Raw genomic sequence first — 10,427 nt, 5'->3', positions numbered from 1 at the left:
TCCTGTTCCCAGGCCCTCCGGGCGCTTCCTGCGTTTCCGACTCTATCAGATCTTTTCGACCCGATTTCCTCGGTGCTTTCCGGTCCCGAATTTTTGTTTCTTCGGGGCCTTCCGGCGCTTTCCGACTTTATCAGAAGATCTGAGTCGGATTTCCCGCCTCCCGTTCAGCCGGCCGGGCGCACTGCGGCGCCGGGGCTTCCCGTTCTGGCGGAGCCGTAAACGTACTGGAGCGGGGCGCCCCGATGCAAATCGAGGAGCCCCGCTCCGTAACCACGCTGGTCAGGCCCTTCGGGCTCAGACCTCGACGACGACCGGGAGGATCATCGGGCGACGGCGGTAGGTGTCGGAGACCCACTTGCCGACGGTGCGGCGGATCAGCTGCTGGAGCTGGTGGGGCTCGACGACGCCGTCCTGCGCGGACTTGTTCAGCGCCTGCTCGATCTTCGGGATCACCGCGTCGAAGGCGGAGTCCTCGATGCCGGAGCCGCGCGCGTGGAGGTGCGGGCCGCCGGTGATCTTGCCGGTGGAGGAGTCCACCACCAGGAAGACCGAGATGATGCCCTCCTCGCCGAGGATCCGGCGGTCCTTCAGGGAGGACTCGGTGACGTCGCCGACCGAGAGGCCGTCCACGTACACGTAGCCCGCCTGGACCTTGCCGGTGATGCGGGCGCGGCCGTCGACCAGGTCGACGACGACGCCGTCCTCGGCGATGACGATGTGGTCCTTCGGGATCCCCGTCATCGCGCCGAGCTCGGCGTTGGCGCGCAGGTGGCGCCACTCGCCGTGGACCGGCATGAGGTTCTTCGGCCGGCAGATGTTGTAGAAGTACAGCAGCTCGCCGGCCGAGGCGTGGCCCGAGACGTGGACCTTGGCGTTGCCCTTGTGGACGACGTTGGCGCCCCAGCGGGTCAGGCCGTTGATCACGCGGTAGACCGCGTTCTCGTTGCCCGGGATGAGGGACGAGGCCAGGATGACCGTGTCGCCGGGGACGATCCGGATCTGGTGGTCGCGGTTGGCCATCCGGGACAGGGCGGCCATCGGCTCGCCCTGGGAACCCGTGCAGACCAGCACGACCTCGTCGTCCGGCAGGTCGTCCAGCGTCTTCACGTCCACGACGAGGCCGGCCGGGACCTTGAGGTAGCCGAGGTCGCGGGCGATGCCCATGTTGCGGACCATCGAGCGGCCGACGAAGGCGACCCGGCGGCCGTACTCGTGGGCGGCGTCGAGGATCTGCTGGATGCGGTGCACGTGGCTGGCGAAGCTCGCCACGATGATCCGCTTCTGGGCGTTCGCGAAGACGTTCCGCAGGACGTTGGAGATGTCCTTCTCCGGCGGGACGAAGCCGGGGACCTCGGCGTTCGTCGAGTCGGACAGCAGGAGGTCGATGCCCTCCTCGCTGAGCCGCGCGAACGTGTGCAGGTCCGTGAGGCGGCCGTCCAGCGGGAGCTGGTCCATCTTGAAGTCGCCGGTGGCGACGGCCATGCCCGCGGGGGTGCGGATGGCGACCGCCAGCGCGTCCGGGATGGAGTGGTTGACCGCGATGAACTCGCAGTCGAAGGCACCCAGGACCTCGCGGTCACCCTCCTTCACCTCAAGGGTGTAGGGGCGGATGCGGTGCTCCTGGAGCTTGGCCTCGATCAGCGCGAGGGTCAGCTTCGAGCCGATGAGCGGGATGTCCGCCCTCAGCCGGAGCAGGTAGGGGACGGCACCGATGTGGTCCTCGTGGCCGTGCGTGAGCACGATGCCCTCGATGTCGTCCAGACGGTCCCGGATGATGGTGAAGTCCGGCAGGATCAGGTCGACGCCCGGCTGCTCCTCCTCGGGGAAGAGGACGCCGCAGTCGACGATCAGCAGACGGCCGTCGAACTCGAAGACCGTCATGTTCCGGCCGATCTCGCCGAGCCCCCCGAGCGGGATGACGCGCAGGGCGCCCTGGGGGAGCTTCGGCGGAGCGCCGAGTTCGGGATGCGGATGGCTCAAAAGTCTCTCCTCACCACACGCGCCACGTACCGGTCGGCACGTGGCGCGCATGACAATCGTGCACTTGCTGTTGTCGGTTTTCGGTTGTCGCCTTGTTCAGTTGTGAAGTCCGGTGTCAGAGATCTACCCCGCCGGCGGCGAGGTCGACCTTGAGCTGGTCGGTCTCCCGCGCGGAGAGCTCGACGAGCGGGAGGCGCAGCGGGCCGGCCGGGAGGCCCTGGAGGGCGAGCGCGGCCTTGGTGGTCATGACGCCCTGGGTGCGGAACATGCCGGTGTAGACCGGGAGCAGCTTCTGGTGGATCTCGGTGGCCTTCTCGAAGTCGCCCGCGAGGTGGGCGTCGAGGAGGGCGCGCAGGTCGGGGGTGACGACGTGGCCCACGACGGAGACGAAGCCGACGGCTCCGACGGAGAGCAGCGGCAGGTTGAGCATGTCGTCGCCGGAGTACCAGGCGAGGCCGGAGCGGGCGATGGCCCAGCTGGCGCGGCCGAGGTCGCCCTTGGCGTCCTTGTTGGCGACGATCCGGGGGTGCTCGGCGAGCCGGACGATCGTCTCGGTGTCGATCGGGACGCCGGAGCGGCCGGGGATGTCGTACAGCATCACCGGGAGGCCGGTGGCGTCGGCGATGGCCGTGAAGTGCCGGTACAGGCCCTCCTGCGGGGGCTTGTTGTAGTACGGCGTGACGGCGAGGAGGCCGTGGGCGCCGTCGCGCTCGGCGGCGCGGGCCAGCTCGATCGAGTGGTGGGTGTCGTTGGTGCCGATGCCGGCGACGACGTGGGCGCGGTCTCCGACCGCTTCCAGGACGGCGCGTACGAGCTCCGATTTCTCCGCGTCGCTGGTGGTGGGGGACTCGCCGGTGGTGCCGTTGACGACGAGGCCGTCGTTGCCTGCGTCCACCAGGTGGGTGGCGAGTCGCCGGGCGCCGTCGAGGTCGAGTGCGCCGTCCGCCGTGAAGGGCGTGACCATGGCGGTGAGGACCCGCCCGAAGGGGGTCTGCGGAGTGGAGATCGGAGCCATGGGTAACACGCTACTCGCTGCTCAGCGCCGGGTGTCCCCTCGGGGGACGTGAGAAGAGGAGCCCGGCACTGCCTGCTCGGGGGTTCAAGCAGTGCCGGGTCCGTTTGATCAGCCTAGATGAACTTCACGAAACGTCGCAATACGGACACTTCGTGAGAGTGGACGAACATCTGTCCGCTACGGCGCGACGCGTCCGTTCTTGTTGAAGGCCGCGTGGGTCAGCGGCATCAGCCGGGCCCAGTGCTCCTCCATCTTCTCGCCGACCATCTCGATCTCCCGCTGCGGGAAGGACGGCACCGTGGCCAGCTCGTGCTGGGTGCGCAGGCCGAGGAAGTGCATCAGCGAGCGGGCGTTGCAGGTGGCGTACATCGAGGAGTAGAGACCGACCGGCAGGACCGCGCGGGCGACCTCGCGGGCGACGCCGCCGGCCAGCATCTCCTGGTACGTCTCGTACGCCTGGCGGTACGACCGGGTCATCGCCTCGTCGACCAGCGCGTGCTGCTCCCGGCTGCCGTCGACGAAGACGTACTTGCCGGGGCGGCCCTCCTGGACCAGCTTGCGGGAGGTGTCCGGGACGTAGAAGACCGGCTCCAGCTCCCTGTAGCGGCCCGACTCCTCGTTGTACGACCAGCCGACCCGGTGCCGCATGAACTCGCGGAAGACGAAGATCGGGGCGCTGATGAAGAAGGTCATCGAGTTGTGCTCGAAGGGGCTGCCGTGGCGGTCCCGCATCAGGTAGTTGATCAGGCCCTTCGAGCGCTCCGGGTCCTTCTGGAGCTCTTCGAGGGACTGCTCCCCCGCCGTGGAGACCCGGGCCGCCCACAGGACGTCCGAGTCGGCCGCGGCGCTCTTGACCAGTTCGACGGTGACGTCGCTCCGGAGGTCGATCTTCACAGGCTCGGTGGGGGTGTCGGTCACCAGCAGTACCTTCCAGTCGCCAATCGCAGTCGTCCACTCTAACGACGTCCGTCCCCAGGGGTACGCACCCGCCCCCGGCCTCCGTCCGAAGGAGGAGATTCGGCCGGTTCGGTGAAAAACGGCACCAAACGTTCGGTTCGCTCGTCTGTACTGGTGAGGCGTACGACGACCACCGAGGAGAGTGCCACCCATGTTCAGGCGGACTGAGGCCGTACCGTTCGCGTTCGTGTCGGAGGCCGACGAATTCCGCAGTAACGTCACTCCGCCGCCGCGCGAGCGGCTCCGACCGGGGCAGGTCGTCGGACGTACGCTGCTCGGGCTGACCGTCGCCGCCGGGCTCGTGGGCGCCCTGGTCCTCGGGATGCCGTCGCTCGACAGCACGAACTCGCCCGCGCACCAGCAGCAGTCCGAAGCCTCCGACAACCGCTGAGGTAGCCTCACCGGGCACCGCCCCTTCGAGCGTGCTTGTGAGTGAGGAACCGCCGTGCCCCTGCCCTTTCTGACGGCCGACCGTGACTTTGACACCACCGACGCCGTCGCGCTCCCGTTCGACGACCACGACCAGTGGCGCCGTCCGTACCGTCCGGGGCCCTACCGGGTCGGTGCGGCGGCGCTCGCGCTGCTGCTCGCCTCGTTCGTGCTGCTCGCGGCGGTGATCATCGCCGCCGCCGGGGCGGTCGGCGGAGCGGGGGTCACCTTCGGCTTCGCCGTGCTGATCATCCTGGCCGCGCTGCGCCTGCTGCGCATGGGGACCTGGGTCAGCCGCGCCGGCGTGCGCCGCGTCGGCTTCTTCACCACCGGCACCACGCCCTGGGCGAAGGTCTCCGGTGTCCGCACCGCGCAGCAGCCGGTGCGCTGGCTGAACCTCCCGCGGACGGTCCAGGGACAGGCCCTGCTCCTCGACCGGGTGGCCGGCGAGCAGCTGGTGCTGCTCACCGACCACAACGCGGACTTCCTCTCCCGGACCGAGGCCTTCGACCGGGCCGCCGACACCGTCGAGGCGTGGCACGCCGAGTACGGCGTCAGGCGCTGACCGTCCGGCCCTCGTGGAGGGCGATGGCCCGCTGCATCGCCTTGCGGGCCCGGGGCGTGTCGCGGGCGTCGTGATAGGCGACCGCCAGCCGGAACCAGCAGCGCCAGTCCTCCGGGGTCTCCTCCGTCTCGGCCTTGCGCCGGGCGAAGACCTCGTCCGCCGAGTCGCGGTCGATCCGGCCGCCCTCGGTGCGCCGCAGCTCGTCGACGGGCAGGCCGCCCTCCGCCTCCAGCTCCGCCGCGAGCCGGTTGGCCCGCCGCGCGAAGCTGGTGTTCTTCCACAGGAACCAGCCGCCGACGCACGGCAGCAGGAACGCCACCGCGCCCATGCCCATGGCCGCCGGCTCGCCGGTCAGGAGGAGCAGGACGCCCTCCATCGCCACCACCCCGAAGACCAGAACGAGGACGGTGGCGAGGAAGACGTACGTGATCTTGCCGCCCATGACCGTCAGCCCAGGTCCAGGAAGTTCTCCAGGCCGAACGTGAGGCCCGGGGTGCTCACCACGCGGCGAGCACCGAGCAGCACGCCCGGCATGAAGCTGGAGTGGTGCAGCGAGTCGTGCCGGACGGTGAGCGTCTCGCCCTCGCCGCCGAGCAGCACCTCCTGGTGGGCCAGCAGGCCCCGGAGGCGTACCGCGTGCACCGGGACGCCGTCCACGTCCGCCCCGCGGGCCCCGTCGAGGGCGGTCGCGGTGGCGTCCGGCTGGGCGCCCAGACCGGCCTCGGCACGGGCCTTGGCGATCAGCTGGGCCGTACGGGTGGCGGTGCCCGAGGGGGCGTCCACCTTGTTCGGGTGGTGCAGCTCGACGACCTCGACGGACTCGAAGTACGGGGCCGCGAGCTGGGCGAACCGCATGGTGAGCACCGCGCCGATGGAGAAGTTCGGGGCGATGAGGACGCCGGTCTCCGGGGAGGCGGCGAGCCAGCCGTTCAGCCGCGCGAGGCGGTCCTCGGTCCAGCCTGTGGTGCCGACGACGGCGTGGATGCCGTGGCCCACGCAGTACTCGAGGTTGGCCATGACCGAGTCCGGGGTGGTCAGCTCGACGACGACCTGGGCGCCGGCCTCGGTGAGGGCCCCCAGCTCGTCGCCGCGGCCCAGGGCCGCGACCAGCTCCATGTCCTCGGCGGCCTCGACGGCCTTCACGGCCTCGGAGCCGATGCGGCCCCGGGCACCGAGGACCGCCACGCGCAGCTTGCTCATCGCACTACTTCCTTAGGGGTGGAGGTCAGGAGACGGCCTGGTGGAGGCGGTCCGCCTGCTTGTCCTTCAGCGGGCCTATCACCGAGAGCGAGGGCCGCTGGGTCAGCACGTCACGGGCGACCTCCCGGACCTCGTCCGGGGTGACCGCCGCGATCCGGGCCAGCATGTCGTCGACCGACATCTGGGTGCCCCAGCACAGCTCGCTCTTGCCGATGCGGTTCATGATCGCGCCGGTGTCCTCCAGGCCGAGGACCGTGGAGCCGGAGAGCTGGCCGACGGCGCGGGTGATCTCCTCGTCGGTGAGGCCCTCGGAGGCGACCTTGTCGAGCTCGTCCCGGCAGATCCCGAGCACGTCGTGGACCTGGCTGGGGCGGCAGCCCGCGTAGACGCCGAAGAGGCCGCAGTCGGCGAAGCCCGAGGTGTACGAGTACACGCTGTAGGCCAGGCCGCGCTTCTCCCGGACCTCCTGGAAGAGGCGGGAGGACATGCCGCCGCCGAGGGCGGTGTTCAGGACGCCGAGCGCCCAGCGGCGGTCGTCGTTCCGGGCCAGCCCGGGCATGCCGAGGACGACGTGCGCCTGCTCCGTCCTGCGGCCCAGCAGCTCGACCTTGCCGGCCGTGCGGATGGCCTTGCGGCCGTCGCGCGGGGCGACCGGGGCGGCGGCGGTACGGGTCAGGGCGCCGGCGCGCTCGAAGGCGCGGCGGACCTGGCGCACCACCGTGGCGTGGTCGACGTTGCCCGCGGCGGCGACGACCAGGTGGGTCGGGTCGTAGTGCTTCTTGTAGAAGCGGGCGATCTGGCCGCGGGTGAGCGCGTTGATCGTGTCGACGGTGCCGAGGACCGGGCGGCCCAGCGGGGTGTCGCCGAACATGGTCCGCGCGAACAGGTCGTGCACCACGTCGCCGGGGTCGTCCTCGGTCATCGCGATCTCTTCGAGGATGACGCCGCGCTCGGCGTCCACGTCCTCGTCGAGGATGAGCGAGCCCGTGAGCATGTCGCAGACGACGTCGATCGCCAGCGGCAGGTCGGTGTCGAGGACCCGGGCGTAGTAGCAGGTGTACTCCTTCGCCGTGAAGGCGTTCATCTCGCCGCCGACCGCGTCGATCGCGGAGGAGATGTCGAGGGCGGACCGCGCGGTCGTGCCCTTGAAGAGGAGGTGCTCCAGGTAGTGGGTGGCGCCGTTCAGCGTCGGGGTCTCGTCGCGGGAGCCGACGTGGGCCCAGATGCCGAAGGTCGCGGAGCGCACCGAGGGGAGGGTCTCGGTGACCACGCGCAGGCCACCGGGGAGGGTGGTGCGGCGGACGGTGCCGATGCCGTCCCTGCCGGGCAGAAGCGTTTGGGTACGGGCGACGGCCCGCCCCCCGGAGGAGGGGCGGGCCGTCGTCACGGAACTACGGGACGTCACGAGGAGGCGTCGTCCTTCTGCTCGTCCTCGCCCTCGATCACGGGGATCAGGGAGAGCTTGCCGCGCTGGTCGATCTCGGCGATCTCGACCTGGACCTTGGAGCCGATCGCGAGCACGTCCTCGACGTTCTCCACGCGCTTGCCGCCGGCGAGCTTGCGGATCTGCGAGATGTGCAGCAGGCCGTCCTTGCCCGGGAGCAGGGAGACGAAGGCACCGAAGGTGGTGGTCTTGACGACCGTGCCCAGGTAGCGCTCGCCGACCTCCGGCATGGTCGGGTTGGCGATGCCGTTGATCGTGGCGCGGGCGGCCTCGGCCTGCGAGCCGACCTGGGCACCGATGTAGATGGTGCCGTCGTCCTCGATCGTGATCTCGGCGCCGGTGTCCTCCTGGATCTGGTTGATCATCTTGCCCTTGGGGCCGATGACCTCGCCGATCTTGTCCACGGGGATCTTGACGGTGATGATCCGCGGGGCGTTGGGGGACATCTCGTCCGGGGTGTCGATCGCTTCCATCATCACGTCGAGGATGTGGAGGCGGGCGTCGCGGGCCTGCTTGAGGGCCGCGGCCAGGACGGAGGCCGGGATGCCGTCCAGCTTGGTGTCGAGCTGGAGGGCGGTGACGAACTCCTTCGTACCGGCGACCTTGAAGTCCATGTCGCCGAAGGCGTCCTCCGCACCGAGGATGTCGGTGAGGGCGACGTAGTGCGTCTCGCCGTTGATCTCCTGGGAGATCAGGCCCATGGCGATGCCGGCGACGGGGGCCTTGAGCGGCACACCGGCGTTCAGCAGCGACATGGTGGAGGCGCAGACCGAGCCCATCGACGTCGAGCCGTTGGAGCCGAGGGCCTCGGACACCTGACGGATCGCGTAGGGGAACTCCTCGCGGGTCGGGAGGACCGGCACGATCGCGCGCTCGGCGAGCGCGCCGTGGCCGATCTCGCGGCGCTTCGGCGAACCGACGCGGCCGGTCTCGCCGACGGAGTACGGCGGGAAGTTGTAGTTGTGCATGTACCGCTTGCGGGTCACCGGGGAGAGGGTGTCCAGCTGCTGCTCCATGCGGAGCATGTTGAGGGTGGTGACGCCCAGGATCTGGGTCTCGCCACGCTCGAACAGGGCGGAGCCGTGCACGCGCGGGATGGCCTCGACCTCGGCGGCCAGCGTACGGATGTCCGTGACGCCGCGGCCGTCGATGCGGACCTTGTCCTTGATGACGCGCTCGCGGACCAGGGCCTTGGTCAGGGAGCGGTAGGCGGCGGAGATCTCCTTCTCGCGGCCCTCGAAGGCCGGGAGGAGCTTCTCGGCGGCGATCTCCTTGACGCGGTCGAGCTCGGCCTCGCGGTCCTGCTTGCCGGCGATGGTGAGCGCCTGGGCGAGCTCGCCGCGGACGGCGTCGGAGAGCGCGGCGTACACGTCGTCCTGGTAGTCCAGGAAGATCGGGAACTCGCCCTCGGGCTTGGCGGCCTTGGCGGCGAGGTCCGACTGCGCCTTGCAGAGGACCTTGATGAACGGCTTCGCGGCCTCGAGGCCCGCGGCGACGATCTCCTCGGTCGGCGCCTCGGCGCCGCCCTGGACGAGGGCGATGGTCTTCTCGGTGGCCTCGGCCTCGACCATCATGATCGCGACGTCGCCGTCCTCCAGGACGCGACCGGCGACGACCATGTCGAAGACGGCGTCCTCGAGCTCCGTGTGGGTCGGGAAGGCGACCCACTGGCCGTTGATCAGCGCGACGCGGACGCCGCCGATCGGGCCGGAGAAGGGCAGGCCGGCCAGCTGGGTGGACGCGGACGCGGCGTTGATCGCGACGACGTCGTACAGGTGGTCGGGGTTGAGCGCCATGATCGTGGCGACGACCTGGATCTCGTTGCGCAGGCCCTTCTTGAAGGACGGGCGCAGCGGGCGGTCGATCAGGCGACAGGTGAGGATCGCGTCCTCGGAGGGGCGGCCCTCGCGGCGGAAGAAGGAGCCGGGGATCTTGCCGGCCGCGTACATCCGCTCCTCGACGTCCACCGTGAGGGGGAAGAAGTCGAGCTGGTCCTTGGGCCGCTTGGAGGCGGTGGTCGCCGAGAGCACCATGGTGTCGTCGTCGAGGTAGGCGACGGCGGAGCCGGCGGCCTGACGGGCCAGACGGCCGGTCTCGAAGCGGATGGTGCGGGTGCCGAAGGAGCCGTTGTCGATGACGGCCTCGGCGTAGTGGGTCTCGTTCTCCACTATGGGTTTCTCCTACGTTCGTCTTTGGTCCGCGCGCCCGTGTGGCGTGGGACGGGTGCGGGAGAAGCGCTGATGTGGCGGGCCGGTCTTCGATCGAAGCACCCGGGATGAGGTCCGGGGGCCACTACCGAGGACCGGCGGCGTGCCGGCTGCTTCTCGCGCGGGTTGTGGCGTTCTGCGACCAGAGTAAATGCCGGTCGGTACTTCACGCACGTACAGCAAAGGGAGCGGCCCCCTGAAAGTGGGAACCGCTCCCTCCGCAGCGTTCGCCATCCAGATGGATTACTTGGCGCCGCCGGCCGCACCGCGGCGGATGCCGAGGCGGTCGACCAGCGTACGGAAGCGCTGGATGTCCTTCTTGGCCAGGTACTGCAGCAGGCGGCGGCGCTGACCGACCAGGATCAGCAGACCACGACGGGAGTGGTGGTCGTGCTTGTGGGTCTTGAGGTGCTCGGTCAGGTCCGAGATGCGGCGGGACAGCATGGCGACCTGGACCTCGGGGGAGCCGGTGTCGCCCTCCTTGGTGCCGAACTCGGTCATGATCTGCTTCTTGACGGCGGCGTCGAGAGCCACGCGGTTCTCCTCAGGTTTCGTGCCCACGAGTGCCCCTGGTCTACATCTCAGGGGAGCTTCCGTGACTCGGGAGCGAAGGTCCGTTGAGCGCTGTTC

At 69.8% G+C, this 10,427-nt stretch carries 10 protein-coding genes; 2 read left to right on the top strand and 8 right to left on the bottom strand.

The features are described 5' to 3' along the window. Nucleotides 1-294: 294 nt before the first annotated feature. The 3 genes from IE321_RS28840 to thyX all read right to left on the bottom strand — a co-directional run bounded on the left by IE321_RS28840 (nt 295) and on the right by thyX (nt 3,913). On the bottom strand, nt 295-1,980 hold the full coding sequence (locus IE321_RS28840; RefSeq protein WP_190225081.1) for a ribonuclease J: 1,686 nt from the start codon (nt 1,978-1,980) through the stop codon (nt 295-297). A gap of 115 nt (nt 1,981-2,095) precedes the next feature. Continuing rightward, nucleotides 2,096-2,995 carry a 4-hydroxy-tetrahydrodipicolinate synthase gene (gene dapA / locus IE321_RS28835; RefSeq protein ID WP_043230490.1) on the bottom strand — a complete coding sequence of 300 codons (900 nt, stop codon included), beginning with the start codon at nt 2,993-2,995 and terminating at the stop codon, nt 2,096-2,098. A gap of 177 nt (nt 2,996-3,172) precedes the next feature. Beyond that, nucleotides 3,173-3,913, bottom strand: coding sequence for an FAD-dependent thymidylate synthase (thyX, locus tag IE321_RS28830; RefSeq protein ID WP_043230493.1), 741 nt, complete (start codon nt 3,911-3,913; stop codon nt 3,173-3,175). 190 nt (nt 3,914-4,103) lie between these two features. Between thyX and IE321_RS28825 the strand changes: the two genes are divergently transcribed. Both IE321_RS28825 and IE321_RS28820 read left to right on the top strand, forming a co-directional pair. Then, the gene (locus IE321_RS28825) at nt 4,104-4,343 is read left to right on the top strand and encodes a hypothetical protein (RefSeq protein ID WP_043230496.1); all 240 of its coding nucleotides are present in this window, start codon (nt 4,104-4,106) and stop codon (nt 4,341-4,343) included. 54 nt (nt 4,344-4,397) lie between these two features. Beyond that, nucleotides 4,398-4,946 carry an SCO5741 family PH domain-containing membrane protein gene (locus tag IE321_RS28820; protein WP_043230499.1) on the top strand — a complete coding sequence of 183 codons (549 nt, stop codon included), beginning with the start codon at nt 4,398-4,400 and terminating at the stop codon, nt 4,944-4,946. Here the strand turns inward: IE321_RS28820 and IE321_RS28815 are convergent. The 5 genes from IE321_RS28815 to rpsO form a co-directional block, all read right to left on the bottom strand. Beyond that, nucleotides 4,936-5,388 (bottom strand): membrane protein, encoded by a 453-nt coding sequence (locus tag IE321_RS28815; protein ID WP_043230500.1) that lies wholly within the window; start codon nt 5,386-5,388, stop codon nt 4,936-4,938. The two genes, IE321_RS28820 and IE321_RS28815, sit on opposite strands and share 11 nt — an antisense overlap. Nucleotides 5,389-5,393: 5 nt before the next feature. After that, nucleotides 5,394-6,146, bottom strand: a complete 753-nt coding sequence (gene dapB, locus IE321_RS28810) for a 4-hydroxy-tetrahydrodipicolinate reductase (protein ID WP_043230501.1) — start codon at nt 6,144-6,146, stop codon at nt 5,394-5,396. Nucleotides 6,147-6,171: 25 nt separating this feature from the next. After that, complete coding sequence (locus IE321_RS28805; protein ID WP_190225080.1) at nt 6,172-7,551, bottom strand: M16 family metallopeptidase; 1,380 nt, start codon at nt 7,549-7,551, stop codon at nt 6,172-6,174. Next, nucleotides 7,548-9,758 (bottom strand): polyribonucleotide nucleotidyltransferase, encoded by a 2,211-nt coding sequence (locus IE321_RS28800; protein WP_043230507.1) that lies wholly within the window; start codon nt 9,756-9,758, stop codon nt 7,548-7,550. The genes IE321_RS28805 and IE321_RS28800 overlap by 4 nt, the downstream gene beginning before the upstream one ends. Before the next feature lie 282 nt (nt 9,759-10,040). Then, complete coding sequence (rpsO, locus tag IE321_RS28795; RefSeq protein WP_043230508.1) at nt 10,041-10,331, bottom strand: 30S ribosomal protein S15; 291 nt, start codon at nt 10,329-10,331, stop codon at nt 10,041-10,043. Nucleotides 10,332-10,427: the final 96 nt, after the last annotated feature.

It is taken from the genome of Streptomyces hydrogenans (assembly GCF_014656075.1).
GTDB lineage: Bacteria > Actinomycetota > Actinomycetes > Streptomycetales > Streptomycetaceae > Streptomyces > Streptomyces hydrogenans.
This window is presented reverse-complemented; position numbering and strand designations above follow the sequence as displayed.

Bases quoted from the DNA above. Each gene is read 5' to 3' on its own strand.
- dapA (WP_043230490.1), bottom strand. From the start codon at position 2,995: ATGGCTCCGATCTCCACTCCGCAGACCCCCTTCGGGCGGGTCCTCACC.
- IE321_RS28815 (WP_043230500.1), bottom strand. From the start codon at position 5,388: ATGGGCGGCAAGATCACGTACGTCTTCCTCGCCACCGTCCTCGTTCTG.
- dapB (WP_043230501.1), bottom strand. From the start codon at position 6,146: ATGAGCAAGCTGCGCGTGGCGGTCCTCGGTGCCCGGGGCCGCATCGGC.
- IE321_RS28825 (WP_043230496.1), top strand. From the start codon at position 4,104: ATGTTCAGGCGGACTGAGGCCGTACCGTTCGCGTTCGTGTCGGAGGCC.